This is a genomic window from Streptomyces sp. NPDC051109 (genome assembly GCF_044455885.1).
Taxonomy (GTDB): Bacteria; Actinomycetota; Actinomycetes; order Streptomycetales; family Streptomycetaceae; genus Streptomyces.
In genome coordinates, this window is the sequence record NZ_JBITFF010000007.1 from 189913 (window position 1) to 215898 (window position 25986).

At 73.2% G+C, this 25986-nt stretch carries 25 protein-coding genes; 10 read left to right on the forward strand and 15 right to left on the reverse strand.

Annotated elements, in window-relative coordinates:
* Position 1: 1 nt before the first annotated feature.
* Positions 2-871 carry a helix-turn-helix domain-containing protein gene (locus tag ACIBAD_RS15915; RefSeq protein ID WP_398907148.1) on the forward strand — a complete coding sequence of 290 codons (870 nt, stop codon included), beginning with the start codon at positions 2-4 and terminating at the stop codon, positions 869-871.
* On the opposite strand, the gene ACIBAD_RS15920 is transcribed toward ACIBAD_RS15915, so the two are convergent.
* Together ACIBAD_RS15920 and ACIBAD_RS15925 are read right to left on the reverse strand one after the other, a co-directional pair.
* Positions 853-4323: an endo-alpha-N-acetylgalactosaminidase family protein gene (locus ACIBAD_RS15920; RefSeq protein WP_398907150.1), complete on the reverse strand. Its 3471-nt coding sequence runs from the start codon at positions 4321-4323 to the stop codon at positions 853-855. The genes ACIBAD_RS15915 and ACIBAD_RS15920 overlap by 19 nt on opposite strands.
* A gap of 155 nt (positions 4324-4478) precedes the next feature.
* Positions 4479-4853: a YbjQ family protein gene (locus ACIBAD_RS15925; RefSeq protein ID WP_053689141.1), complete on the reverse strand. Its 375-nt coding sequence runs from the start codon at positions 4851-4853 to the stop codon at positions 4479-4481.
* A 349-nt stretch (positions 4854-5202) separates the two neighbouring features.
* On the opposite strand from ACIBAD_RS15925, the gene ACIBAD_RS15930 reads away from it, so the two are divergent.
* Positions 5203-5916, forward strand: a complete 714-nt coding sequence (locus ACIBAD_RS15930) for a hypothetical protein (protein ID WP_398907153.1) — start codon at positions 5203-5205, stop codon at positions 5914-5916.
* A gap of 24 nt (positions 5917-5940) precedes the next feature.
* Here the strand turns inward: ACIBAD_RS15930 and ACIBAD_RS15935 are convergent, their stop codons facing one another.
* From ACIBAD_RS15935 to ACIBAD_RS15955, 5 genes are read right to left on the reverse strand one after another with little or no spacing between them, the layout of a single operon-like run.
* The gene (locus ACIBAD_RS15935) at positions 5941-6321 is read right to left on the reverse strand and encodes an NTP pyrophosphohydrolase (RefSeq protein WP_134069299.1); all 381 of its coding nucleotides are present in this window, start codon (positions 6319-6321) and stop codon (positions 5941-5943) included.
* Between the two features lie 30 nt (positions 6322-6351).
* Positions 6352-7284, reverse strand: a complete 933-nt coding sequence (locus tag ACIBAD_RS15940; protein WP_398907155.1) for an AAA family ATPase — start codon at positions 7282-7284, stop codon at positions 6352-6354.
* A 3-nt stretch (positions 7285-7287) separates the two neighbouring features.
* The gene (locus ACIBAD_RS15945; RefSeq protein WP_134069301.1) at positions 7288-8502 is read right to left on the reverse strand and encodes an RNA ligase; all 1215 of its coding nucleotides are present in this window, start codon (positions 8500-8502) and stop codon (positions 7288-7290) included.
* A 30-nt stretch (positions 8503-8532) separates the two neighbouring features.
* Entirely contained in the window at positions 8533-8778 is a 246-nt protein-coding gene (locus ACIBAD_RS15950) for a hypothetical protein (RefSeq protein ID WP_398907157.1), read from the reverse strand.
* 25 nt (positions 8779-8803) lie between these two features.
* The gene (locus ACIBAD_RS15955) at positions 8804-9238 is read right to left on the reverse strand and encodes a VOC family protein (RefSeq protein WP_398907159.1); all 435 of its coding nucleotides are present in this window, start codon (positions 9236-9238) and stop codon (positions 8804-8806) included.
* Positions 9239-9446: 208 nt separating this feature from the next.
* On the opposite strand from ACIBAD_RS15955, the gene ACIBAD_RS15960 reads away from it, so the two are divergent.
* Positions 9447-10160, forward strand: coding sequence for a YoaK family protein (locus ACIBAD_RS15960; RefSeq protein ID WP_398907161.1), 714 nt, complete (start codon positions 9447-9449; stop codon positions 10158-10160).
* Here ACIBAD_RS15960 and ACIBAD_RS15965 read toward each other — a convergent pair.
* A complete protein-coding gene (locus tag ACIBAD_RS15965) occupies positions 10157-11104 on the reverse strand; it encodes a tellurite resistance/C4-dicarboxylate transporter family protein (RefSeq protein WP_398907163.1) in 948 nt (315 codons plus the stop codon). The genes ACIBAD_RS15960 and ACIBAD_RS15965 overlap by 4 nt on opposite strands.
* A gap of 118 nt (positions 11105-11222) precedes the next feature.
* Between ACIBAD_RS15965 and ACIBAD_RS15970 the strand changes: the two genes are divergently transcribed.
* Positions 11223-11954 (forward strand): SDR family oxidoreductase, encoded by a 732-nt coding sequence (locus ACIBAD_RS15970; RefSeq protein ID WP_134069309.1) that lies wholly within the window; start codon positions 11223-11225, stop codon positions 11952-11954.
* 39 nt (positions 11955-11993) lie between these two features.
* Positions 11994-12914, forward strand: coding sequence for a cobalamin-binding protein (locus ACIBAD_RS15975; protein ID WP_398907165.1), 921 nt, complete (start codon positions 11994-11996; stop codon positions 12912-12914).
* On the opposite strand, the gene ACIBAD_RS15980 is transcribed toward ACIBAD_RS15975, so the two are convergent.
* Together ACIBAD_RS15980 and ACIBAD_RS15985 are read right to left on the reverse strand one after the other, a co-directional pair.
* The gene (locus tag ACIBAD_RS15980) at positions 12915-13664 is read right to left on the reverse strand and encodes a VOC family protein (protein ID WP_134074259.1); all 750 of its coding nucleotides are present in this window, start codon (positions 13662-13664) and stop codon (positions 12915-12917) included.
* Positions 13665-13798: 134 nt separating this feature from the next.
* Complete coding sequence (locus tag ACIBAD_RS15985; protein ID WP_398907167.1) at positions 13799-14899, reverse strand: glutamate--cysteine ligase; 1101 nt, start codon at positions 14897-14899, stop codon at positions 13799-13801.
* Positions 14900-15155: 256 nt separating this feature from the next.
* On the opposite strand from ACIBAD_RS15985, the gene ACIBAD_RS15990 reads away from it, so the two are divergent.
* Together ACIBAD_RS15990 and ACIBAD_RS15995 are read left to right on the forward strand one after the other, a co-directional pair.
* Positions 15156-16334 (forward strand): AI-2E family transporter, encoded by a 1179-nt coding sequence (locus ACIBAD_RS15990; protein ID WP_398907169.1) that lies wholly within the window; start codon positions 15156-15158, stop codon positions 16332-16334.
* 120 nt (positions 16335-16454) lie between these two features.
* Positions 16455-17303, forward strand: coding sequence for an RNA polymerase sigma factor SigF (locus ACIBAD_RS15995; RefSeq protein ID WP_134069318.1), 849 nt, complete (start codon positions 16455-16457; stop codon positions 17301-17303).
* Here the strand turns inward: ACIBAD_RS15995 and ACIBAD_RS16000 are convergent.
* Together ACIBAD_RS16000 and ACIBAD_RS16005 are read right to left on the reverse strand one after the other, a co-directional pair.
* Complete coding sequence (locus tag ACIBAD_RS16000) at positions 17290-17739, reverse strand: ATP-binding protein (protein WP_134069320.1); 450 nt, start codon at positions 17737-17739, stop codon at positions 17290-17292. The genes ACIBAD_RS15995 and ACIBAD_RS16000 overlap by 14 nt on opposite strands.
* A 72-nt stretch (positions 17740-17811) precedes the next feature.
* The gene (locus ACIBAD_RS16005; RefSeq protein WP_398907172.1) at positions 17812-19236 is read right to left on the reverse strand and encodes an MFS transporter; all 1425 of its coding nucleotides are present in this window, start codon (positions 19234-19236) and stop codon (positions 17812-17814) included.
* Between the two features lie 174 nt (positions 19237-19410).
* On the opposite strand from ACIBAD_RS16005, the gene ACIBAD_RS16010 reads away from it, so the two are divergent.
* Both ACIBAD_RS16010 and ACIBAD_RS16015 read left to right on the forward strand, forming a co-directional pair.
* Positions 19411-19812, forward strand: coding sequence for a DUF1992 domain-containing protein (locus ACIBAD_RS16010; protein ID WP_134069325.1), 402 nt, complete (start codon positions 19411-19413; stop codon positions 19810-19812).
* Positions 19813-19873: 61 nt separating this feature from the next.
* A complete protein-coding gene (locus ACIBAD_RS16015; protein WP_398907174.1) occupies positions 19874-22585 on the forward strand; it encodes a SpoIIE family protein phosphatase in 2712 nt (903 codons plus the stop codon).
* A gap of 28 nt (positions 22586-22613) precedes the next feature.
* Here the strand turns inward: ACIBAD_RS16015 and ACIBAD_RS16020 are convergent, their stop codons facing one another.
* Entirely contained in the window at positions 22614-23357 is a 744-nt protein-coding gene (locus ACIBAD_RS16020) for a carbonic anhydrase (protein WP_398907176.1), read from the reverse strand.
* Positions 23358-23450: 93 nt separating this feature from the next.
* Positions 23451-24650 carry a Gfo/Idh/MocA family protein gene (locus tag ACIBAD_RS16025; protein ID WP_134069329.1) on the reverse strand — a complete coding sequence of 400 codons (1200 nt, stop codon included), beginning with the start codon at positions 24648-24650 and terminating at the stop codon, positions 23451-23453.
* Between the two features lie 122 nt (positions 24651-24772).
* Between ACIBAD_RS16025 and ACIBAD_RS16030 the strand changes: the two genes are divergently transcribed.
* Positions 24773-25123 carry a hypothetical protein gene (locus ACIBAD_RS16030; RefSeq protein WP_134069332.1) on the forward strand — a complete coding sequence of 117 codons (351 nt, stop codon included), beginning with the start codon at positions 24773-24775 and terminating at the stop codon, positions 25121-25123.
* 151 nt (positions 25124-25274) lie between these two features.
* Here ACIBAD_RS16030 and ACIBAD_RS16035 read toward each other — a convergent pair whose 3' ends face one another.
* Complete coding sequence (locus ACIBAD_RS16035; RefSeq protein ID WP_398907179.1) at positions 25275-25940, reverse strand: isochorismatase family protein; 666 nt, start codon at positions 25938-25940, stop codon at positions 25275-25277.
* Positions 25941-25986 lie beyond the last annotated feature (46 nt).

The following is a 25986-nucleotide window of genomic DNA, read 5'->3' on the forward strand; positions in this document are numbered from 1 at the left end:
GATGCCGAAGCTCCCGTACAGCAGTTGGATGCGGTACTTCTCCCCCACCGCCAACCACCGGCGACTCGGCCTGGTCTGTCTCGGCGTCGGGGTGCAGCAGGGCGTGCTGCCGGTGGTCGGCCCCCGGGCCCTCGACCACCACGTCGCGGTGGTCGTCACCCGGGGGCGCGGCTGGTTCAGCCACGGCGGGCGCCCGCCGCAGCCGGTGACCGCGCCCGCCCTGCTGTGGCTGGTGCCGGGCGTGGAGCACCACTACGGTCCGGACCCGGAGACCGGCTGGGACGAGTGCTTCGTGGACTTCGCGGGACGCGGCGTGGAGGCGTACACCGACCTCGGCTACGTCACCCCGGACCGTCCGGTGGTCCCGCTGAGCGGGACGGAGGGCGTACGGCACGTGGTCGACGGGATCGTGCGGGCGGCCCGGCGCGGCGGCCCGCTGCTGGAGGTGGAGGCCGCCGCGGCCGTGCACGGGCTGCTCGTGGCGCTGCGCTACGCCAGAGCCGAGGTGTCCCGGCACGGGGACGCGGTGATGGACGCCCTGGCCCGGGACGCGCTGCTGCCCATTTCGGTGGCCGAGCACGCGGCCCGGCTCGGGATACCCCTGCCCGAGCTGCGCGGGGCAGTTCGGCGCAGCACGGGCGAGGGGGTCAAGGAGTACCTCCTCGGGATCAGGCTCAGCCGGGCGAAGGAGCTGCTGGCCCGGACCGACCTGCCGGTCGCGGGGGTCGCCCGGCGGGTCGGTTACGAGGATCCGGCTTACTTCAGCAGGCTGTTCAGCCGCCGGGTGGGCATGGCGCCCGTCCGGTTCCGCCAACAGCAGTCGGTGCCGCGGCAGTCGCCGCCGCCCCGCGCTCAGCCTCCGGGCAGATAGCCGACGTTGAGCTCCGCGACCGAGGTCCAGGGGTTGCCTCCCACCTCCCGGGTGGCCTTGAGCTTGACGTACCGGGCGGTCCTGGCGGCGAACGTGACGTCCTGCTGGGCGGTGGTGTTCGCGAAGGTGCCGGTGGCGGCGGCCGTCCCCCAGTTCACCCCGTCGGTTGAGGTGAACACCTGGTAGTCGGCGATGCGGCCGTTGCTCTGCGTCTGCCGGGGCAGGCAGTGCAGCGCCGAGACGTCGTACGGGGCGCCCAGGTCGAGGGTGATCTCGTGCGGCATCGGCGCGGTGGCAGCGTACCACTCGGTGTGCCAGATGGTGGCGGCGTCGCCGTCCAGGACGTTGGCGGCGCTGCCGTTCTCGCCGGCGGTCTCCTGGCTGTCGACGGCCTTCACGCTCATCTGCGCCTGTGGTACCGGTAGTTCGCCGCCGCCGACCAGCCCGAGGTCGTCCACGGCGAGGTCGTCGAGGACGAAGTCGGCCTCGTTGTGGGAGCCTTCGGCGGTGACCTTGCGGATGCCGATCCAGGCATCGCTCCCCGCGGTGAAGGTCTTCGTGAACGGGGTGGCCGTCCGCGCCTGGTTCAGCGCGGTGGCCGTCTCGGTGCTGCCGGAGCCGGTGATGAACTGGTAGTCGCCGGAGTAGCCGTTCTCGTATCCGAAGGTCACCCTGTACGAGTGGCCGGGGACCAGCCGCAGCGTCTGCGGGAGGGTGCGGTAGACCAGGCCCTGGCGCTCCTCGTGCGATTTGAGCGAGTTCTGCCCGGAGATCACGTCGTCGACCAGCTTCCCGTTCCAACCCGCCTGGGTGTAGGGGGCGTTGCGCTGGGCGATGTGCGTGCGCGGATCGGTGGCCGAGCCTCCGGCGCCTCCGAAGGCGAAGGGGCCCCAGCCGGCGTCCACGTTCTCGAAGTCCTCGGTGAACCAGTGCCCGGCGAGCGGGGTGCGGGCCGAGCGGACGACCCGTACGTCGTCCAGGCGGACCGTGCCGGAGCCGGCCGCGGCGGAGAGCCTCAGGTTGGCGGTGGACTGCCCGGCCGGTACGTCGAAGAGCACCTTCATCCGCTGCATCCTGGTGCCGTTCTTCTCGCTGCCGCCCAGGTTGTCGGTCAGTGTCGAGGAGTCGGCGTACACGGATGCGGCGCCGCCGCCGGCCGGGGTGACGGTGAGGGTGGTCGCGCGGCCCGTCGGGGTGGAGACCCAGACGGAGGCCGCGTAGGTGCCGGGGGTCAGGCCCGTGAGCTGCTGGGAGACGGCGGGGGCGGTACCGGGGGCCAGGGTGAGTTCGTTCTGGCCCTGGGCGTTGCGGGTGACGGCCGCGCCGGTCCCGGTGACCGTCCAGGCCTTCAGGTCGCCCGCGTAGAAGGAGGGGTCCTTGACCGGGGTGCCCTGGCCCCATTTCGGGTCGGCCTGGGCGGGCGCGGCGCCGTTGGTGACGAGGTAGGCGGTCTTCGCGCCGGCGTTGATCGTGACCTGGCCGCCGCTGACGGCGAGGTCGCCGACCAGCTGCCGGCCGGTGTCGGTCAGCTGGTACAGCTTGGGCGCGGACCAGCCGGCGGGCAGGGTCCAGGTGGTGGAGCCGCCCTTGTCGTTCCAGTGGTAGAGCTTCCCGTCGCGCGGGAGCAGGTAGCTGCCGCCGCTGAGGACGGTGCGCCCGCCGGTGGTGATCTTCCGGGTTCCGCCTGCGGTCGTGGCGGTGGTCCCGTTCGCGAGGGTGACCGTGTCGGTGGTCCACTTCACGATCGGGGATTCCTGGAGGTACTTGGTCGGCAGGTTGACGGCGAAGGTGGTGTTCAGGAAGGCGGTGTAGTCCTTCTTGCCCTGCCAGCCCTCGTAGGCGGTGAGTTCGGCGCCGCCGAGCAGCGGGTTCGCGGCGATCCAGTCGTCCTTGGCGTGGTTGCCGATGAAGCGGGCGATGGTGGAGTTGACGCCCTTCAGGTCGCTGCCGCCGTAGTTGACGTCGGCAGCCCAGTGGTGCCAGAGGGACTGCTCGGTCAGGGTGTTGGGGAACTCGGTGGCGAGCTGGAAGCCGAGGCCGCCGATCTCGCGCTGGAGCTTCCGGGACACGTAGCCGTCCCCGTACCAGACGTCCACGTACAGGAAGTCGAGTCCCGGCGCGGCCGCCTTGAGGTCCTGGAGCCGCTTCAGCCGCCCGCCGGACTGGCCGTCTTCGCGGGTGTCCACGTAGTACGACTGGTCGAGCCAGTCCCAGCCCAGTCCCCCGCTCTGGTGGGCCGGGTCGAAGGTGGCGGAGACCGGGTACTCCTCGGTGGCGTTGATGTGGACGCCGAAGTCGGCGTTGTAGGCGTGTCCGGCGGTGGTGAGGGCGTTCAGATCAGCCGCTCCGCCCAGCTTGGAGCCGATGTTCTTGTAGTCCATGTGCGCGGAGTCGTGGCCCTCGGAGGCGTACCCCTTGAGGAGGACGAACTGGCCGAGGCCGTCCGTGGCGAGGCTGACGCGCTTGGTCTCGTCGAGGGTCTCGGCGAAGGGGTGGGTGGCCTGGGAGGCGAAGTTGAAGGGGATGCGCTGCACGACCCGGTCGGCGGTCTGCTGCCAGCCGGTGGACGGGGTCCAGATGTCGCGGTAGGCGACGGCTGCGTCCTGCCAGTCGACGGTCGCATCGCCGTTGCGGTCCCCGGTGATCGCGATCCGCGCGTACGGGAGCGGCTCGGTGTCGGTGTCGGCGGCGCCCGCGGCCCGGTAGAGCCAGGCTCCGCTCCACAGTCCGGCGCGCCGGTAGGCGCCCTTGTCGGCGACCCGCTTGCTGATCCGGCCGTTCTCCCGGGCGGTGCCGCCGGAGGGGGTGTCGTAGAGGGAGTTGGAGTCGATGGCGGCGGCCAGCTTGGCGGTGCTGGCCAGCCCGTACATCACCGTCGTCGCGGCGGGGTCCACGGGGGTGCTCGCGGTGACGGGGGTGAAGGTGTCCCCGGTGCCGGTGGTGGCGGTGTACATGTTGGCGGTGGCCAGCGCGGCGCCGGGCTGGTCGCTGCGGACGCTGACGAGGGTGTGGTCGGGGATGGCGAGGCTGCGTACGCGCAGGGTGGCGGTGTCCTCGATCGCGGTGACCTTGAACTCCACGACCGAACCGGTCACCGAGAGCCGGGATCTGATGGTCACGCCGGAGAAGGACAGCGCGTAGTCCACCGCGGAGGCGGAGGGCGTCGACGTCACGGCGGGCGTGTACGCGGTGCCGTTGACGAGGATCGCGGAAAGGGGGTCCTCGTTGCCGTTCAGCACGTCCCCGGTGGCCCGCCGGGTGTAGCTGACGACCCGGGGGAAGCCGCTGTCGACGCTGACGGACAGCTCGGGCGAGGTGATCGTCACGGGTGCCGCGGCGGTGGCCGCGGCGGCTCCGGCGGCATCCGCCGCGGAGGCCGCGGGCACGGAGACGAGGAGGGTGGCGAGGAGACCGGCGACCGCGGCTGCGGTCGGCCAGAGGGGGGTGCGCATCGGGCCTCCGGGTGTCGGTGCTTCCTGGGCGGAAGACCGCACGGCACGGAGCCCCGCGGTCCGCTCACTGACCTGTCAGCTTGCGGACCGCGCCACCGCAGGCCCATGGACAAAGCGGAGCCCTGTCCTGGACTTACGGAAGTGGATGAAGGGGATCAGGAGGCGGCGGGGGTGATCACCACGGCCGTCCCGTACGCACACACCTCGGTCCCGACGTCGGCGGCTTCCGTCACGTCGAAGCGCATCATCAGGACCGCGTTCCCGCCGCGGGCCTTCGCCGCCTCGATGAGCCGTTCCATGGCCTGGTTGCGGGTCTCCACCAGGGTCTTGGTCAGGCCCTTCAGCTCGCCGCCGATCATCGACTTCAGGCCGGCCCCGATCTGGCTGCCGAGGTGGCGGGAGCGGACGGTGAGGCCGAAGACCTCGCCGATGACCTGCTCGACCCGGTACCCGGGAACGTCGTTCGTCGTCACGACCAGGACGCCGGTCTGCTGGGCCCCGGGGCCGCCGCTGTAATCTTCGATACCCATGGCAACCACTCTGGCGGCGGACGCGGGCCCGCGCATCCGGAGGGGACTGTTCTGCCCGTCCCGGGAGGGCGGCTTCAGGGCAGCCGGGCTTCGAGACCGATTCCTGTGCCGGGACGACGGCTTGGGCGCGGCCGGCCACCCGGAGCCTGCCCATTCGGCCGCGCGATGCCCCGAGCGTCCCACCGTTGACGCCGAAAGCCGCTTATTGCGCATTTCGGGTTAAACGACGGCGAGTCACCCGGCCCGCTCGACCCGCCCTCGCCATAGTCGACCGTGGCAGCCGACTGGCTGCCGCCCCGGCCCGCGGCCCACCGCGGCCGGGCGGATGACTTCGCAGAGGAGCCTGCACATGCGGAAGCCCACCAGGACCATCCTCGCTCTCACCGCCACAAGCCTGGTGCTCGGCGGGGTCGGGGCGGGCGCCGCCGTCGCGGACGACGGTCCGATGGCCGACAGCCCGGCGCAGGAGCTGGTCGTCCTCGAACCGGACGGCGACCAGGCCGGCACCTACCAGGGCAAGGAGTACTCCGTCGGCAAGGTCGTCTCGCGCGGACCGCTGACGCTCCGCTACAAGCCGACCAGCCACTCGAAGTCCGTGGGACACGTGAGGCCGGACCACAGGATCGCCATCGTGTGCAAGGTGCGCGGTGAGTCGATCGACGGCAACGACATCTGGTACCTCCTCCACGTCAAGGAGAAGGACGACCGGGAGACGGACGGACGGCAGCCCAGGGACCAGTCCGCCGCCTCGAACAGCGAGGACGGGGAAGACGGGGAGGACGGGGCGGAGGCGAAGGACCGCAAGGACCAGAAGGACCGCAAGGACCAGAAGGACCGCAAGGACCGGAAGGACCGGAAGGACCGTGAGGACCGCGAGGACCGCAAGGACCAGAAGGACCGCGAGGACCGCGAGGACCGCAAGGACCGCAAGGACCAGAAGGACCGCGAGGACCGCGAGGACCGCGAGGACCGGAAGGACCAGAAGGACCGCAAGGAGCACAAGGGCGCCTGGGTCACCGCCCGCTACGTGAAGAACCTCCGCCACGTGGAGTGGTGCGACTGACCCTGCGGTCCCCGCACCGGCCGGTCAGTCCGCCGGGCGTACGGTACGCGGCCCTACGCACCGCGCTCCGTACGCCCGGACCCGCTCGCGCAGTTCCCGGTCCGCCGTGACCACGACGCAGCCGCGCTCCGCGTGGGCGGCGGCCAGTTCCACGATCCGGTCGTCACCGCTCCCGGGCGCCGGGTCCACCCGCACTCCGGGCACGGACTCGACGCCCCGGGCCGCGCCCTCGACGACGAGGACGATCTCCTCGACCGCTCCGATCCCCTCGATCTCCCCGCCCGCGGCCGCATCCCGCTCCGCGAGGCGGTCGCGCAGCCGCTCGGCCGCGGCCCGCCGGTCCCGCCACCAGCCGTCCGGTACGGAGCCGACCACGTTCGCGGCGTCCACGATCAACACGCTCATGGCCCCAGTATGGGGAGATCCGCCGTACTCCTAGAAGTCGCCGTAGTTGACCTGCCAGGTCGGCAGGCCCATCCGGCGCCAGACCGCGACCACCCGGTCCCGGTCGTCCAGCGACACCCGCACCGCGTACCGGTGGCGCACATGCGCGTCGAACAGCTCGGCCTTCACCACGTCGTCGCGGCGCGTGTCGCCGAGCGGCCGCATCCACAGCTCGTCGTACGGCACCTCGTGCCGGCGCAGCCACGCCTCCGTCTGCGGCCGGTGCTCCTCGCCGCGCCCGGACAGCAGCACGATGGTGTCGCCGTCGGCACGCCGGAAGGCGTCCAGCGCGTACCGCACCGGCTCGTTGAGCGCGTCGATCTCGCACCGCGAGAAGTCGTACGGGCTGCGGTCGCCGGTGAGCGCGAGCGTGCCGTCGATGTCGCACATCACCGCGGAGGGCAGCGCCGGGTCGGGCACGTACGGCTCGACCACGGGCTGGTCGTTGAGCCACTCCGCGGTGAGCCGCCAGCCGCCCCTCTTGGCGCTCATGTGCTTGTCGTTCAATATCCGGATGATCTCCTCGCCGACCGGCCGCTCCCGCGCGGCGTCCCGGCGCAGGCACTCCTCCACCGGCACGTCGGTGAAGTCGTGCACGACGAAGGTCGCGCGCCCGCCGACCGCCGCCTTGAGCCGCTTGGGGATGTTCGAGGTCAGGTGCGTGTTGTCGACGACCACGTCGAAGCCGCCGTCGACGGCCGCGCGCACGGCCGCGTCCTGGACGGCCAGGACGGTCTGCTCGTGCCGGTAGGAGCGGCCGCGCTCCGGGTCGGGCAGGTCGAGCATGGCCCGCAGGTCGTCCAGGTTGACGCGGCGCATCCGGCCCGCGGCCTCGGCCTGCAGGGCGCGCGCGGCCGTCGTCTTCCCCGAGGCCGGCAGCCCCGTCATGACGTGGACGACGGGGCGTGCGGGGTCTTCGGACACTGGTCAGTTCTCCTCATCGGTCGTGAAGGGGTCGGACGCCTCGGGCCGCACGTGCCGCCATACGACGAGCTCCGTGGACCGGCCGTCCAGCCGCAGGAACATCGCGGCGCGGATCCAGCGGTCGGGCAGCGCCTTGGCGGCGCGCGCGAACGCGCCCCGGTCGCCCGCCAGATGGGCGAGCTGCGCGTACGCCTCGTCGATGGCGCGCTCGCGCCGCGCCGCCGCGTCCTCCAAGCGGGCGACCACCTCGCGCACCCAGGTGTCGAACTCGTCCGGCACCTGCTGCAACAGCGCTTCGAGCGGCTTGCCGCCCGAGGCCTCGATGTCGGCGGGGGTGCAGTTCAGGCCCTGCGCCAGCTCCTTGGCGGGCAGTCCGGCGAAGCGCTCGATGCCGTGGGTGCGCCAGATGTCCCGCTCGGTGACTCCGGTGACGAGCTTGTGGAGGCGTACGTATTCGGACAGCTTGGCCTTCGCGCGCACGCCTGAGGCGAAGCGCAGCACGAAGCCCTCGGCGTCGGTGCCCGCGGCGTTCTCACCGCCGGGCAGCGTGTTCGACTCGGCCAGCGCCAGGAGTTCGGCGAGCGGCATGGCGGGCCACACCGTGACGACGGATCCGATCCCCTGCCAGTGGCCCGCGGCCTCGGCGAGCGGGACCTCGGTGCCGTCCAGGCCGAACGCGGCCAGGAGCACCAGGTCCCGGCGGTCACCGTAGTCGACGACGATACGGTTCTGCGGGTACAGGATCTCCGCGAGGTAGGTCACGCCGGGGACGAGGGCAGAGGTGTCGCGGCCGTCGAGGTGGCGCTGGCCCCAGGTGGCCTGGGTGCTGATGAAGGATCCCTTGGACGCGACGCGCCAACGGCCCGCGTAGTGGAAGACCACCCCGAGGCTGCCGTCGACCTTGTCGTACACCTCGAACGGCTCGTCGGGCAGGGCCGGGGCGTACGGCCGGCCGGACTCGTGCTCGCCGACGTTGAAGAACTTCGGCAGCGGCAGCGCGACGACGGCGCCGGTGGCGTCGTCGGCGACGAGTCCGCGGCAGCGCATGGTGATCCGGTTCCAGACGCCCTCGTACTGTGCCGTCCGCGTGTACGTGTAGATGGACAGCGGCAGTTCGGGGTGCGCCTTGCGGGTCACGAGTCCGGCGTCGATGGCGGCCGCCAGCTCCTGCTGCGGCAGCAGATCGTGCAGGGTCGGGTAGGCCTGCTTCTGGCCCATGGGTTCCTCCCGGTTCGAGATGGTTCATTCTCACGTGCGGGAGGGGTGGCCCGATAGCGAATTATCGCTGGTCCGAGGGGCTCCGGCCCAGCCGGTTGATGTCCTGGGGCCGCAGGATCCGGGTACGGACACCGCGCCGGTCCTCGCGACGGCGATCATCGCAGGGCCCAGGGCCTCGGTGGTGGTGACGAGGTTCGGCGCGAAGCGGCGCAGCAGCGGGAAGAGCGGTGCGGTGACCAGGTAGCCGACCCGGTAGAGGAGGGTCTTGGAGGGCATGCCGCGGACGGGCAGCCTGCGGGCGTCAGTGCGAGACGCAGAGCTCATTGCCCTCCGGATCGGCGAGAGTGGTCCAGGTGTAGGGGCCCTGGCTGCTGTCGTGCAGGTGCCGGGCGCCCTTGGCGATCAGGCGCTCGACGACCTCCTGCGGGTTGTCGGAACCGGTGCGAACGTCGAGGTGGACGCGGTTCTTGACCGTCTTCGGCTCGGGGACGAGCTGGAAGAGGACGCGGGGTGCGCGCTCGATCCCCTCGGGGTGGCGGATGGCCGCGCCGACCTTCCAGACGAGGGCTCCTCGGTGAGTGGTGGTGTCCTCCTCGGAGGCCCGGCCCTCGGCGACCATCTTGCGGATGAACTCCTCGTCGGTGGGCTCCACTTCCCAGCCGAGGGCGTCGGCCCACCAGTCGGCGAGGGGGTGCGGGTCGGCGGAGTCGATCGTCACCTGGAATGTGTATGCCATGAGGGGGACCCTACTGAGGACCACTGACGACGGCCCCGGAAGGCGTACGGGGACTCCGGGTCGTTCATTCGATGCCGCCCGTTCGGCGGGTACGGTTTCTCACCAGAAGTCCCTTTTCGGAACGGGGTTGGCGCATGGAATCGGGCCGTGTGGAGCGGGCGCCCTTCGCCGGCGACGGGCAGGGGGCCGGGGCGGCGGGTCCGGCGCGGTGACGGCCGGCGCCGCCCGGCGGGGGATCCTGCGGCCGCTGGCCGCGCTGCTCTTCCCGCCGGGACCGGAAGGCAGGAGCGGGCCGCACGGGGTGCTGCCGGCGCTGCTGGTCGCGCTGACCTTCGTGAGCGGGGTGGTCGACGCGGTGAGCTACCTCGGGCTCGACCACACCTTCGTCGCCAACATGACCGGCAATGTGGCCTTCCTCGGGTTCGCGCTCGCCGGGGACCGCCAACTGTCGGCCGCGGCCTCCCTGCTGGCGCTCGGCGCCTTCCTGGCCGGCGCCACGGCCGCCGGGCGGCTGCGCGGCGGCCGGGAGCCCGCCCGGACGTTCGCACCGCTGGTGGCCGTGCAGGCCGTACTGGTGGCCGCGGCTCTGGCCCTGTCGGCGGGCGGGGCGGGGGCACTGCCGGTCGTGGGGCTGCTCGCGCTCGGCATGGGCCTGCAGAACGCCGTCGTGCTCCGGCTGGGCGTGCCCGATCTGACCACCACCGTGGTCACCCGGACGCTGACGGGCCTGGCCGCCGACCCGTGGGACCGGGCCGCCGTACGCAGAGTGGTCTCGGTGGTGGTCCTGTGCTGCGGGGCCCTGGCGGGCGGGCTGCTGACGATCCACCACGGATCGCGCTGGGCCCTGGCGCTGGCGGTGGCCCTGCTCCTGGGGGTCTCCCTGGCGGGCGCCGTGAGGGCGGCCGAACACCACGGGGCTTAGGGAGTGCCCCGGCGGGTGGCGACGAAGGCGGCGAAGGTCAGCAGCCAGGCGCCGACCGCGATCCAGAGCAGCACCTCGCCCAGCGGGCGCAGCGGGGCGACCCCCGTGGGGTCGGCCGCCGACAGGCAGGCGGTGGCCGTCATCCCGAGGGGGAAGACCGTCGCCCAGCGCCGGATGTCGTAGCGGGGCCGCCACCGGCGCAGCTCGGCCGTCAGCAGGAACACGTACCAGCCGAGGGACAGGGCGAGCGTCACCAGCGTGAGGGTGCGCAGCGCCGTGTGCGCCGAACCGGTCCACACGGGTGACGCCGTGAGCTTCGACCCCGCCAGCGCCGAGATGGCGAGCGCGCCGCCGGCCACCCAGTGGTCGCCCGCGCCCCGCAGCACCTCGCGGAAGTCGAAGCGTACGAGGGCGACCGCGTACAGCGGCAGGCCGAGGCAGAAGGCGGCCAGCGCCGCCCGGGCGAGCCAGTCGCGGTGGAGGGGGGCGGCCAGGGTCGCCGCCAGGACGGCGAGCCCCTGGGTGGCCACGCAGACGAGGAACGCGGTGCCGGGCATCCGCCGTTTCCAGTGCCGTACGGCGGAGATCAGCAGTACGGGCCAGAGCACGGCCGCCAGTACCAGCAGCACGGCGGCGAGCCCCTGCCATCCCAGCAGGGAGACCCGGGTGCCGAGTACGGTCGTCGCGGCGACGGCCGTCAGGGCGGCCGGGGTGTCGGCCTCGGCCCGGAAGCGCCCCCGGTCGCCCACGAGCCGGGCCGTGAAGTCGGCGGCGAGTACGAGCCACAGTCCGGCGGAGAGGATGAGCGCGGCGAGGGACAGCGCCTCGAAGCCGATCAGGTGCAGGCCGACGGAGAGGATGCCGGCGGCCATGACGGCGGCGCCCGCGGCCGGGGGGAGTCCCGTCCACCACCGGCGGCCGGGCAGGGAGAGCACCTGCTTCACCCTGCCAGCGGACACCGCCGGGCCGCGGCCCGCGAGCGCGATGGGCCACCCGGCCCACACCGTGTGTACCGCGCGCTTGCCTTGACTTCCCCGGGGCGCTGCCCGACCCTCTGCGCTCATGGGACAGCTCGACGGCAAGGTCGCGGTGATCACCGGCGGGTCCGCAGGCATCGGACTGGCGACGGCGCACCGGTTCGTACGGGAGGGCGCCCGGGTGTTCGTCACCGGACGCCGGGAGGCCGAACTCTGCGCTGCGGTGGAGGAATTGGGCGGCGGTGCGGTCGGGGTGCCGGGCGACGTCACCCGCTCGGCCGACCTGGAGCGGCTGTACGCGGCGGTCGCCGCCGAAGGAAGGGCGATCGACGTCCTGGTGACCAACGCGGGCGGCGGGAAGGCGGGCGGCGTCGCCGAGTTCACCGAGGAGCAGTTCGACATCGTCTCGGACCTGAATTTCCGTGCGACGTTCTTCACCGTGCAGCGGGCGCTGCCGCTGTTCGGGGAGCGCGGTTCGGTCATCCTGGTCGGCTCGACCGCCGGCTCGTCGGGGTCCACCCGCTTCGGCGTCTACGGCGCCACGAAGGCGGCCGTACGGTCGATGGCGCGCAGCATGGCGCTGGAGCTGGCGGGGCGCGGGATCCGGGTGAACGCGCTCAGCCCCGGCCCGATCGACACCCCCGCGCTGTCGCGGGCGCCCGCCGCGATCCTGGAGGAGGTCACGTCCGGGGTGCCGCTCGGCCGGACGGGCCGTCCGGAGGAAGTGGCCGCGGCGGCGCTGTTCCTCGCCTCGGAGGAGAGCAGCTACATCACGGGCATCGAACTGTTCGTGGACGGCGGAGCCGCCCAGGTCTGACCCGGCCCGATCGACGAGACACCCCCTTAGGCTCGGGGCATGCGCATCGTCTCCCTGCTTCCCGCCGCCACCGACATCGTGGCCGAGCTCGGGCTGGCCGCCGATCTGGTGGGCCGTACGCACGAGTGCGACTGGCCGCCCGGAGCCGTCGCCGGGGTGCCGGTGGTGACCGCCGCCGAGTTCTCCTCGGACGCGCTGGGCAGCCGGGAGATCTCCGAGGCGGTCGGCGGCGCCGCGCACACCGGCTCCTCCCTCTACACGCTCGACACCGGGGCCCTCGGCGCCCTCGCACCCGACGTGGTCCTGACCCAGGACCTGTGCGACGTCTGCGCCGTCTCGTACGCGGGGGCGAGCCGGGCGGTGCGCGTGCTGGACGGCGGGCCGCGGGTGCTCAGCCTCGAACCGCGCACCCTGGGCGACGTACTGGACTGCCTGGTCACCGTGGGCGAGCTGCTGGGCGTGCCGGAGGCCGCTACACGGCGCCGGGCCGAGCTCTCGGCCCGGCTGGAGGCCGTACGGGCCAGGACGGCGGGCCGGCCGCGGCCGCGGGTGGTGGCCGTCGAGTGGCTCGATCCGCTGTGGCCGGCCGGGCACTGGGTGCCGGAGCAGATCGCGGCGGCGGGCGGCGAGGCGCTGATCGCCGCGCCGGGCGAGCACACCCGGCCCATGGACTGGGAGGCGGTCCGGGCCGCCCGTCCGGAAGTGCTGCTCCTGCTGCCCTGCGGGTTCAGCCCGGAGCGCACCGTACGGGAGCGGGAGCTGCTCACCTCGCTGCCGGGCTGGGCGGAGCTGCCCGCGGTACGGGCCGGAGAGGTGTGGGTGCTCGACGGGCCGGCGTACTTCAACCGGCCGGGGCCCCGGGTCGTGCGCGGGGCGGAGGTCCTGGCGCACGTCCTGCACGGGGTCGCGGTGGGCGATCCGGTGACGTCGGCTGAGGCGTTCCGGCTCGCCGGGGTGTGATCAGGGAGCTCCGGGATCCGGACGGGCGGTGGTGAGCGTGAACATCGCGCCCTCGGGATCGCGGAGGTTGACCCAGCGGTCGGTGGGGCTCGACATGACGGTCGACAGCGTGGTCCCGCCGGCGGAGGTGGCCGCCTCGATGGCCTCGTCGAGGTCCGGGACCCGGAAGTAGACGTGCCAGCGGGGTCTGGTCTCCGGTGCGTGCGTCGCGGCCTCGGTGATCCCGCCGTTCAGGCGGGCGACGGGATCGCCCGCCTGCCGCAGGACGACCTGGTCGTCCTCGTACGAGACCTCGCAGCAGCCGGGACGGCCGGTGGCCCATTCCAGCACCTCGCCGTAGAAGATCGCCGCCTCGAAGGCGTCCCTGGTCCGCAGTTCCAGCCAGGCCGGTGCCGGGCCGCGGCCCACCCGCCAGTCGGCGGACACCCCGCCGGCCCAGATCCCGAAGACGGCGCCGTCCCGGTCGGCGACCAGCGCGCCGCGGCCGCCGGAGGGGAAGGAGACCGGGCCGACGGCGACGGTGCCGCTGCGCTCGCGGACCCGGTCCGCGACTTCGTCGGCGTCCTCGACGGCGAAGTACGGGGTCCACGCCGCGGCGACCGGCAGGTCGGAGGTCAGCGTGCCGACGCCGGCCACCGGCACCCCGTCCAGCACGGCGACGGTCCAGCCCTCGCCCAGCCGGGCGGGCCGGAACTTCCAGCCCAGGACCTCGCCGTAGAACTGCTGGGTTCCCTGGAGGTCGCGGGCCATCAGGCTGACCCAGCACGGCGCGCCGAAGACCTCCCTCGTAGAAATCTCCACCACACACGCTCCGTCCCTCGTCCAGCCCATCGTCCCGTCGGGGCCGCCGCCCCGCACCTCGGCCGGGTACCGCCGCGGCCGGCTCAGCGGCCGCTCCCGGCGCCCTGCCCGGTGATCAGGTCGGCGAGGGCCGCCATGCCCCCGTCCGCGAGGGCCCGGCGCTGCCGGTCCGCGGGCGTGCCCTCCCGGAGGAGCCGGTGCAGCAGGGAGCCGACCTCGCGCTCGTCCCCGGACTCCTCCAGGGCGGGCGTGATGTACCCCATCAGCAGGGACAGCACGTCTCCGGCGCTGCGGCGACGGCCCTGCGGGTCCATCAGGGCGCCGTCGAGGCCGTGCCGGGCCGCGTGCCACACGGCCGCCTGGAGCAGCTCGGGCGCGCACGTGACGGGCGCGGCCCCCGCCTTCTCCTCGGCGATGGCGGTGCTGACCAGCGCGCGGACGATCCCGGTGAGCAGCACCGCGTCGGTGGCGTCCAGCTGTACGTCGAGGCAGCGCACCTCCACCGTGGGGTAGCGCTCGGACAGCCTGGCCTGCCAGTAGAGCTGGCCCCGGTCGGCGATCAGCCCCGCGTCCAGGAGCGCCTCGACGCGCTCCTCGTAGTCGGCGAGCGTACGGAAGCACGGCGGCGGCCCGCTGACCGGCCAGCGGCCGAAGACGATCGTGCGCCAGCTGGCGAAGCCCGTGTCGCGCCCGTCCCACAGCGGCGAGTTCGCCGACATGGCCAGCAGGGTCGGCAGCCAGACCCGCAGCCGGTTGAGGACCGCCACGCCCGTCTCCCGGTCGGGCACCCCGACGTGCACGTGCATGCCGTTGATCAGTTGCTCGTCGACGAGGCGGCGGGCCTCGCCCTGCATCCTGAGGTACCGGGGCTTGCGGGTGACCGGGACCGGTACCGCGTCCCGCAGCGGGGCCGCGGCGGAGGTGGCGAGGAGGCAGCCGTACTCCTCGGCGGCGGACCCGACGGCGTGCCGCAGCCGCAGCAGGTGGCCGGCGACCTCGTCCAGGTCCGTGCAGACGGGTGTGGCGACCTCGATCTGGGCCTGGAGCAGCTCGTTGTGCACCTCGCGGGCGTCCACGAACGGCCCGAGGCCGGCCGCCGTCCGGACCTCCTCCGCCCGGGACACGGGCAGATGGGTGACCGGATCCAGCAGGACGTACTCCTCCTCAACCCCGACCGTGATCATGTCGCGTCGGACTCCTGCCTTGAGTTCTGAATTCCCGGCGCCCACGGCACCCGCGGCGGCCGCCCGTCGCGGTCCGGTCCCGCTGGCCCTGCGTCTGCCCGGCCGGGGGCCGCCCCATGCAGGGGCGCCCCCCCGCTCGGGGCGCGGGCATTCGGCGGTTCCTTCGGGCGAATCTGGCTCCGGGTGCGTGGGCCGCCGATTCCAGCGTGGCAGTCCACAGGGAAACGCACCCATCGGCCATCGGCAGAGGCGGTACATGACCAGGCGATCCGCGGGCCGGCCGGCTTCCCGCCCGGTCGGGAGGCGTACGGGGGCACCGCGCACCCGGGTGGCCGTCCGGCGCGCCCGGGCCCTGGGCCGCCGCCCGGGCGGGAAGCCGGTCGACAGACCGTACGCGTCGGTGTCGCCCCTGCTGCGGACGGCTGCGGCCTACTGCTGGCGGCTGCTGGTGGTCGGCGCGGTCGTGTACACGGTGTTCATGGTGCTGGGGCGGTTCCACGAGCTCGGTGTGGCCGTCTTCCTCGGCCTCGTCGCGACCGCGCTGCTGCGCCCGGTGGCCGATCTGCTGGACCGGTGGATGCCCCGCTCCCTCGCCGTGGCCTGCTCGCTCCTGGGCAGCTTCGTGGTCGCGCTGGGCGCGCTCGCCTTCGTGGGCGAGACGATCGCCGCGGAGTGGAACTCGCTGGTGACGGAGTTCCGGGAGGGGCTGGACCGGCTGGAGCCCTTGCTGGAGCGGCCTCCCCTGCGGCTCAGCCCGCACGCACTGGGCGATCTGCGGGACCGGATCGGCGACTACCTCTCCAGCCACCGGGCGAGCCTGCTCAGCACGGCCGTGAGCGGTGCCGGTCGGCTCGTGGAGGCCTTGACCGTGGTGGCGCTCTCGGTGTTCTGCTCGGTCTTCTTCATCTACTCGGGTGACCGGCAGTGGCGCTGGGTGTGCTCCCAGTTCCCGATGGGGGCGCAGCAGCGCATCTCGGTCGCGGGCCGGGCCGCGTGGCGGACGTTCACCGGGTACACCCACGGGATCGTGCTGGTGGCGGCGACCAACGCCGTCCTGGTCGGGGTGGCGCTCTACGCGCTGGGCGTCCCGCTGGCGGTGCCGCTCGCGCTGCTGGAGTTCTTCGCCGCGTTCATCCCGCTGATCGGCTCCCCGGTGGCGCTCGCGGTGGCCGTGGTGGTCGCGCTGGCGGCCAAGGGACCGCTGATCGCCGCGCTCGTCGTCGCCCTGATCGTGATCATCGGGCAGATCGAGGGGCATGTGCTGCACCCGATGCTGATGAGCTGGGCGGTGCAGTTGCACCCCGTGGTCGTGGCCCTGTCCGTGGTCGCGGGGGCCATTGCCGCGGGCGTGCTGGGCGCGGTGGTCGCGGTCCCGCTGGTCTCGGTCGTCTGGGCGGTCCGCCAGTCGCTGCGGTCCCCGGAAGCAGGGCTCTGAGCTGCGCTTCCCCACATGGGCGGCTTCATCCGGCGGGGAGGGGGGTATATGTACCGAGAACAGCTCACGAGACGGCCGTGCCGCACCGATGCGGCGCGACCACCCGTCGGAGGAGCCGAGATGCCCTACGCAGACGTCACCGAAAGCATTCCGCAGGACCCGCTGAGTGTGAGCACCGGCGAGGCCCGGGCGCTGTCGGGGGCCCTCTTCCACCGGCTGCGGAGCCTCGACGAGGGCAGCGCAGCGTACTCGTACGTGCGCAACACCCTCGTGGAGCTCAACCTCAGCCTGGTGAAATACGCCGCCCGCCGTTTCCGCGGCCGGAGCGAGCCGATGGAGGACATCGTCCAGGTCGGGACGATCGGCCTGATCAAGGCGATCAACCGGTTCGACCCGGAGCGCGGGGTGGAGTTCACGACCTTCGCGATGCCGACCATCGTCGGCGAGATCAAGCGGTTCTTCCGCGACACCAGCTGGGCCGTCAAGGTGCCCCGGCGGCTGCAGGAGCTGCGGATCGACGCCGCGAAGGCGCACGACGCGCTGGAGCAGGACCTGGGGCGCGAGCCCACGGAAGCCGAGCTGGCGGGTCGTCTGCGCGTCACGCCCGAGGAGCTCGTGGAGGGGCAGAAGGCGGCGCACGCGTACTCCGCGCGCTCCCTGGACGCGCCCGCCCAGGAGGACGGCGACCACAACGCGTACGCCGACCGGCCCTCGCTCGGCGCGGAGGAGACGGCGTACGACACGATCGAGTGCCTGGAGTCGCTCAAGCCGCTCCTGGCGGAGTTGCCCGAGCGGGAGCGCACCCTGCTCTCCCTGCGCTTCGGCGACGGGCTGACCCAGTCCGAGATCGGCGAGCGGTTGGGGCTGTCGCAGATGCACGTCTCGCGGCTGCTCAACCGGACGCTGACCGCGCTGCGGGCGGGCTTGCTGGAGGATCCGCCGGAGGAGTCCGCGCCTACGCGGCCGTGAGCGGCGTAGGGACTTCCGCCCACACCGTCTTGCCGGGCCGCCCGTCGCCGTAGGGCTCGCAGCCCCAACTCCGGGCGAGGCGCTCCAGGATGAGCAGGCCGTGGCCGCCGGGAAAGGCGGGCCCGGTGTTGCGCAGGCGACGGGGGTGCTCGGGGCTCCCGTCGCCGACCTCGATCCGGAGCCGCGAGGGGCTGCGGCGCAGCACCAGTTCACGGGGGCCGCCCGCGTGCAGGCAGGCGTTGCCGACCAGCTCGGAGACGAGCAGGAGGACGTCTTCGGCGGCCTCCTGCCGGTCCGGGTCGTACGGGCCCTCCCCGTCGCCCGCGTCGGCGATCCACTGCCAGTCGGCCAGTGCGCGCCGGGTGAAGTCCCGGCACCGGGTGACGGCCCTGTGCGTCCCGCCGCCGAGGATCAGCGTGCGGGTGTCCTCGCTCATGGGGGCCGCCTACCCAGGCCGGGGGAGAAAACACCGTGCCTCCGCCATCCGATGGCCCGGCCGGAGGCGGTGTCAGGGCACCGGCGCGGGATCACTCCCCGTCGGCGTACGGGAGGCGACCGGTACGGCGCGCGCGGCCGCCGAACGCTCCATGGCGGCCAAGCGCCGCAGACCGGTCCGCCGTTGGACGACGGAGACCCCCGCGACGGCCGCCCCGAGCACCAGCCAGCCCGCCGGTCCGGCCGCCATCACCACGCCGGTCAGCAGCAGCGGCCCGGCGGACTTCTGGATGGACTGGGACATGCCCGCCACCCCCAGGTACGAGGCCCTCGCCTCCCGGGGTGCCAGGGAGACGGCCAGCTCCCAGGAGCTCACGGAGCGCAGCAGCTCCGCGGCCGTGGCCAGCACGGCGGCGGTCAGCAGCGCGATCGAGGCGGCCCATGCCCCGTGTTCGGGGGTGAGGGCCAGGAGCGTGCAGCATCCGAGCAGGGTCAGTCCGTACAGCCGGGCGGCTCCGGCGGCCTGGCGCGGCCGCCGGACCCGAGCCGACACGGTCATCTGGAGGGCGACGACGAGCACGGTGTTGACGAAGAGGAAGGCCGGGACCACGGCGTGCGGGGCGTCGGTGTGCCCGACCAGCCACAGCGGCAGCCCCACCCCCAGGATCGAGTCGTCCAGGCACAGCGGGATGTCGAGGAGGACGAACCGGAGGTAGCCGCGGTCCCGCCAAGGGTTCGCGGCGGCCGGGCGGTCCGTGTCGGTCGTGCCCGCGGGCTCCGCGTCCGCGCCCCCTCCCCCGCCCTCGCTTCCGCTCCCGAGACCGTGCCCCGGCCCGTGGCGCTGTTCCCGGGTACGCCACACGAGCGCCGCGGCCACGAGGAACGACAGCGCGTTGCCGAGGATCAGGACCTGGTAGGCCCCGCGCGTGCCCACCGCGAGGCCGATGGCGGCGAGTCCCGCGCCGAGCGCGTACCCGGCGTTCGCCACGCTGCGCGACAGCGCCTGGTACGTGCCGCGCTGCTCACCCGCCGCCCGCGTGGCGAACAGCATCTCCAGCATCTTGGCCGCCCGGTCGCCGAGCGAGGTGACGGCGACCACGAGCAGCAGCACCTCGAAGCGGGTGAACACGAGCAGCGCGCAGATCGCGACCATGCGCAGCAGGTGACAGCCGATCAGCAGCGTGCGTACGGGGAACCGGGCGGCGAGATGGCCGGCCAGCGGTGAGCCCGCGATGCCCGCCACGCCCGCCGCACCCAGCAGCAGGCCCAGCTGCCGCCCGTCCAGGCCGGCCACGAAGGTGAAGAAGAGGACGCAGGACGCGGCCCACACCCCGGTCCCGGTGCGGTCAAGCAGCTGGGCGAAGAGCATGATCCGTGCGTCGCGCCCGCCGGGCGGTCGGCGCAGCTGCGCCAGCAGCCCGGTCCCGCCCTTCCGGTCCCCCGGGTCCTTCCGGTGTGCCCGGTCCTCCCGCTTCCCCACGCCGCGCCGCCAGATCATCCCGGGCCTCCGCATCCCCCGCCGAAGTATCTCGACATCGAGATACTTCGCGGTAGCCTGCCGGAAATCAATCTTGACGTCAAGATAAATCTGCGGTCAGCGGCCCCTGCCGTATTTCGCCCCGGGGCCCGGCACCCCGGCGATAGGCTGGGCGCACGGACGAGAGGAGCAGTCGTGACCGACCGCAAGCCACCGGGCGTCAACTTCGAGTCCTGGGTGGACCGGCAGATCCGGGAGGCCGCCGAGCGCGGCGAGTTCGAGCAGCTCCCGGGCTACGGCAAGCCCCTGGCCTCGATCGACGCCCCGTACGACGAGCAGTGGTGGATCAAGGACAAGATGCACCGCGAGGGGTTCGCCGCCCTGCCGCCCGCGCTCGCCCTGCGCAAGGAGGCCGAGGACGCCCTGGAGGCGGTCCACGCCGCCCGCTCGGAACGCCAGGTGCGGTCCATCCTCACCGGGATCAACGAGAAGATCCGCGCGGCCCTGCGCCGCCCGCCGCCGGGACCGCCCCTCCACCTCGCCGAATTCGACGTCGACGAGGTGCTCAGGACCTGGCGGGAGAGCCGGACCGACTGACGGCGCGCCCGGACGCGGCGGTGGCGGCTCTCCCGGCCCCGGACCACCGACAGTGCTACAAATGGTTCGTGACCCATCCTTGCAACCCGTGCCGGGGACGTCGGTGCGGTCACTGAGCCAAAAGCGCCCGCGCAGCGTCGCCCGACAGGTATTCGTCCTCCAGGTGGCGATCGTGGTGCTGCTCGCCGCCGGTGCGGTACTGGCCCTCGTACTCCAGTCCCGGCACGACGTGGACCGGGAGGCCCGGACCCGCTCGGTGGCGGTCGCGCAGACCTTCGCCCATTCGCTCGGGCTGCGCCAGGCCCTCCTCGCCCCCGACCCCTCCAAGATCCTCCAGCCGCTCACCGAGGTGACGCGCAAGGACGCCGGGGTGGACTTCATCGTCGTGATGAACGACCAGGGGATCCGCTACACCCATCCGCTCCCCGACCGCATCGGCAAACAGTTCGTGGGCACCATCGCGCCCTCGCTGGCCGGCCAGGTGTACACCGAGAGCGTGAAGGGCCCCCTGGGCCAGGAGATCCAGGCCGTGGTGCCCGTCTTCGCCGACCCCTACAAGGACGGCGGCCCTGTCGTGGGACTGGTGTCGGCCGGCCTCACGGTGAAGAACGTCACCGGTGTGTTCCAGCGGCAACTGCCCCTCATCCTCGGCACCAGCGCGATCGGCCTCGCCCTGGCCACCGCCGGCGCGGCGCTGATCAGCAGGCGCCTGCGCCGCCAGACCCGCGGCCTCGGCCCCCTCGAAATGACCCGCATGTACGAGCACCACGACGCGGTGCTGCACTCCGTGCGCGAGGGCGTGCTGATCACCGACGGCGGCGGCCGTCTCCTCCTCGCCAACGACGAGGCGAAACGTCTGCTCAGACTGCCGCCCGACGCCGAGGGGCAGCACATCCGGGAGCTGTCCGGACTCGACCGGCAGATGGCCGACCTCCTGCTGTCCGGCCGGGAGGCCACCGACGAGGTGCACGAGGCCGGGGACCGGCTGCTGGTCGTCAACCAGCGCCCGACCCGCCGCGGCGGCAGGTCCGAGGGCACGGCCGTCACCATCCGGGACTCCACGGAGATGCAGGTGCTCAGCACCCGGGCCGAGGCGGCCCGCAAACGGCTCCGGCTGCTGTACGACGCGGGGGTCGGCGTCGGCACCACCCTCGACGTGGAGCAGACGGCCCAGGAGCTCGCGGACGTCGCCGTACCGCGCTTCGCGGACTACGTCACCGTCGACCTGGCGGAACCCGTCCTCCTCGGCGACGAGCCCACCGCCCTCAAGGCCGACCTGCGGCGCACCGGGGTGAGCGGCATCCGGGACGACGTCCCGCTCTACCCGCGCGGCCGGCTGATCGACTTCGTGTCCACCACACCGCAGGCGCGCGGGCTCAACAGCGGCCGCGCCGAGATGGTGACCGATCTGGCCGACGCGCCGGGGTGGCACGCCCAGGACCCGCCCCGGGCCCGGGCCATCGTCGAGTTCGGAGTCCACTCCCTGATCACGGCACCGGTCAAGGCCCGCGGGGTCGTCCTCGGCCTGGTCAACTTCTGGCGCTCCGAGAAGGAGCCCTTCGACGAAGAGGACCTCTCGCTGGCGGAGGAGCTCGTCGCCCGCGCCGGGGTCAGCATCGACAACGCGCGCCGGTACACGCGCGAGCACGCCCTGGCCGTGACCCTCCAGCGCAGCCTGCTGCCGCGCGACCTGCCCGAGCAGAGCGCCGTGGAGGTGGCGCACTACTACCTGCCCGCGCAGTCGGGGGTGGGCGGCGACTGGTTCGACGTGATCCCGCTCCCGGGCGCCCGCGTCGCCCTCGTCGTCGGCGACGTCGTCGGGCACGGTCTGCACGCCGCCGCGGCCATGGGGCGGCTGCGTACGGCCGTACTGAACTTCTCGTCCCTGGACCTGCCGCCCGACGAGCTCCTCGCCCGCCTCGACGACCTCGTCCAGTACATCGACCAGAGCGTGGCGGGCGGCGACGGCGCCGAGGGCGGCCTGATCGGGGCCACCTGCCTGTACGCCGTGTACGACGCGGTGACCCAGCACTGCACGGTCGCACGGGCCGGCCACATGCCCCCGGCCGTGGTGCGCCCCGACGGCACGGTGGAGATCCCGGAGCTGCCCGCGGGCGCGCCGCTGGGGCTCGGCGGGTTCCCCTTCGAGTCGGCGGAGCTGGACCTGAGCGAGGGAACCCAGCTGGTGCTGTACACCGACGGACTGATCGAGGACCGCGCCCGCGACATCGACGAGGGGCTCGTACTGCTCCGCTCGGCCCTGGCGCACGCGGACCGCAGCCCGGAGGAGACCTGCCGGGAGGTCCTGGCGGAACTGCTGCCGGTGCGTCCGCGCGACGACGTCGCCCTGCTGGTCGCACGGACGTCTGCGCTGCCTGCGGAGCGCATCGCCGAGTGGGAGGTCCCGTTCGAGCCGAGTGCGGTCGGGGCCATGCGGGCCCTCGCCATGGAGAAGCTGGAGGAGTGGGGCCTGTCGGAGCTCACCTTCGGCACGGAGCTGGTGCTGAGCGAGCTGATCACTAACGCGATCCGGCACGGCGCCGAGCCGGTCCGCGTACGGCTCCTGCACGACCGGGTGCTGACCTGCGAGGTCTTCGACGGCAGCAGCAGCTCGCCGCGGCTGCACTACGCCCAGACCACCGACGAGGGGGGTCGCGGCCTCTTCCTGGTGGCCCAGCTCAGCCGCCGCTGGGGGGCCCGGTACACGCCGGAGGGAAAGGTCATCTGGTCGGAGCAGGCGCTGCCGGACCCGGAGGAGACCGACCCGTCCTGACTGCGTACACCGGGACCTGGAGATCTGCTCAGCGAATCCGGCGCACCCGCTGGCTGGTGAGTTCGTACCGTGCTCCCACCACGGCCAGCCTTCCGGCCGCGACCCGGGCGGCGAGATCGGGCTCCGCCGCCAGCCGGGAGCGGACGAGCCGGACGTTCTGGGTGACCGCCGCATCGACGCGCGCGTCCCTGCTCAGCGTGCGGTCGACGGCCGGACGGATCTGCTCCGCCAGGTAGCGCAGGTGTCCGGGCAGCTGCTCCAGCCCCTCGGCGGCGCGGACCGCGGCGGTCACGGCCCCGCAGGACTGGTGCCCGAGCACCACCACCAGCGGAATGGCCAGCTCCACGACCCCGAACGCGATGCTTCCGAGCACGGCGTCGTCCAGCACCTCACCGGCCGACCGCACGGTCATCAGGTCGCCCAGCCCCTGGTCGAAGACCAGCTCCGGCGGAACGCGGGAGTCGACGCAGCCCAGGATGACGGCGAACGGATGCTGTCCCCCGACCAGCGCCTGCCGTACGGTCCGGGTGGCGTCGGGATGCCGCTCGTGGAAGGTCCGCCAGCGGGCGTTGCCGACCGACAGCTCCAGCAGCGCCGCCTCGGGCGTGTCGGGCCGCGGACCGTTCAAGCCGGTCCGGGTGGAGCCGCCGGTGGAGCCGCCGCCGGCGGCCAGTCCGGCGCCCAGGGCCAGGGCCCCGGTGAGGGCGCCCCGTACCAGGCGACGCCGCCCAGGAGTCCCGTCGGCCCGGTGCTGCTCGGCAAGGACGCTCATGCGGGCCCAAGCTAGGCCCCCCGCGGCCGGGGATCCGGAGGCGGGCCCGCCCTTGGGGAACTCTTGGGCAAATGCCGGGGCCGGCGTGGCGGTTCAACGGCCCCCGGACGGTACCTGGCCCTCGTCGAAGTACGCCGCCAGGGCCGGATCGAGCGGTGGTACCCGTCGGGGCGTGCCCCCGTCGCGCAGGGATTCCGTCGCCATGCAGCCCGCCGCGACCGCCATCCGGGCGGCGACCGGCGAGGTGTCCGTCGCTCCGCCGTGCCGCACGAAGCGCAGGAACTCGTCGATCAGCAGCGGGTCGGCGCCCCCGTGCCCGCCCGTGTCCTGCGCGTCGGGGACGGCGTACGAGGCGTCCGGCACGGCCCGGTATCCGGAGCGCCGGGCGTTCCAGACCCGGACCTCGGAACCCGGGCCGTCGCCGAAGTTCTCCAGGCGGCCGGCGTCGCCGATGACGGTGTAGTTGCGCCAGTAGTCGGGGGTGAAATGGCACTGCTGATAGGCGGCCAGAACGCCGCCCGCGAGGCGGAGGTTGAGCAGCGAGACGTCCTCGACGTCGATGACGGGGTTGAGTCCGCGCTGGGTGTGCGGGGGCCAGTGGCCGTCCTCCGTGTACCAGTCGTCGGGCTTGGGTTCGCCGGGGGCGCGCCGGTGCGGGTTGTCCCCGTAGACCAGCAGGTCGCCCATCGCCTGGACGTCGTCGGTGTAGGAGCCGGCCAGCCAGTGCAGTACGTCGATGTCGTGCGCGGCCTTCTGGAGCAGCAGGCCCGTGGTGTGGCGGCGCTCGGCGTGCCAGTCCTTGAAGTACCAGTCGCCGCCGTAGCCGACGAAGTGCCGGACCCAGACGGTCCTGACCCGCCCGATCGCGCCGGCCGCGATCAGCTCGCGCATCATCCGCACGACGGGCATGTGCCGCATGTTGTGCCCGACGTACAGGGGGGTGCCCGTCGCGCGGGCGGTGCGCAGGATCTCGTCGCAGCCGTCGACGGTGATGGCGAGCGGCTTCTCGACGAAGACGGGCTTCCCGGTGACGAGCGTCCTGCAGGCCAGGTCGGCGTGGGTGTGGTCGGGGGTCAGGACGAGGACGGCGTCGACGTCCGGATCCTCGATCACGGCGGCGGGATCGGGGGCGGCGCGGGCGCCGGGGAAGGCCGCGGCGGCCTCCTCCCGGGCCCGCGGATCGGGATCCGCGACGGCGGTGACGGTCGCGCCGCGGCCGGGCCGGTGTGCCGTCCGCGCGATGCTGCCGCGGAGCCCGTATCCGAGGACGCCGATGCGAAGGTCGGTGGTCATGGCCGAGTCCCTTCCCGGCTCGGCCGCGTTCATCCGCCCGGCCGAGCACCGGATGCCGCCCGCGCCCGGCGGGGGCAGGCTGTGGGCAAGGCAGTCACCACCGCACAGACGAGGACCGCGCCATGTCCCACAGCCGGCGTATCGGCGTCATCACCGCGGCCGCAGCACTGCTGCTGACCGCCACCGCCTGCTCGGGCCTGGGCCGGAGCACCGTCGGCGTGCTGACGTTCCGCAGCCACGACTCGCCGGCGGAGCTGAATTACTCGAACACCTCGGTGAACGGATGCCACAGGATCGCCCTTCCGAAGGGCGCCACCCACGTGGAGAACAACACCCTCGTCGACGTCGTGCTGTACCGGACGGCGGACTGCAGCACGCCCTTGGGGAACGAAGGCATCTACGTCGCCACCACGCTCTCGAACGTCACGGCCCCGGTCAGCCTCCCCTGGCGCAGCTTCAGCGTCATCCACTGACGCCGGAGGCACTGCCGCCGGAGCCGGCGAGCGACCCCGAGTGCGAGGGCGCCGCCGGCGCCCTCCAGGCCGCGCTGGACGCCCGGGACATCGCGGAGGTGCCCGGGAGGGCCCCGGAGCGTTTCGGTCCGGGGCCCTGCCGCGTTCCGGGTCAGGCCGGGAGGGAGTCGACCGTGGGGGCCACCGGGGCGAAGAGGTCGGCGATCGTGGTGAGGCCGGCCGCCTGGAGGGTGGCGGCCGGAATCAGCGTGCCGTCGGGCGCCGCCAGGGCGCGCGTCGCGGTGGCCTCGGCGACGACGACCGGGCGGTAGCCCAGGTTGAAGGCGCCCTGGGCGGTGAAAGTGACGCACATGTGCGTCATGAACCCGGCTATCACCAGGTCGGGTCCGGTGCCCAGCTCCCGCAGGGTCCTCTCCAGCTCGGTGGCGTGGAAGGCGTTCGGGAACTGCTTGACCACGACCGGCTCTCCCTCCCGCGGTGCGACCTCGGCGCTGATGGCGCCGACCTCGGCCCGGATGTCGTACGGGGTCCCCTCGCCGCCGTCGTTGACGACGTGCACGACCGGCGCGCCGGCGGCCCGGGCCGCGGCCAGCAGGCGGGCGCCCGCCGCCAGAGCCTCCTCGGCGCCGTCCAGGGCCATCACACCGGAGCGGTAGGTGTTCTGGAAGTCGACCATGACCAGGACGGACTCCGCCAGGCGGGGCAGCGTGCCGGGCAGGCCGATCACATCGCGCAGCGACTCGGACGCGCTGCTCGTGGTGGATGCGGCGGGTGCCGCGGACCCGGTGGATGCAGCGGCTGCGGTGGATGCGGACATGGTGAAGGGGTCCTTCTCTCGGGAAGCGGGCATGGCGAAGCGCGGC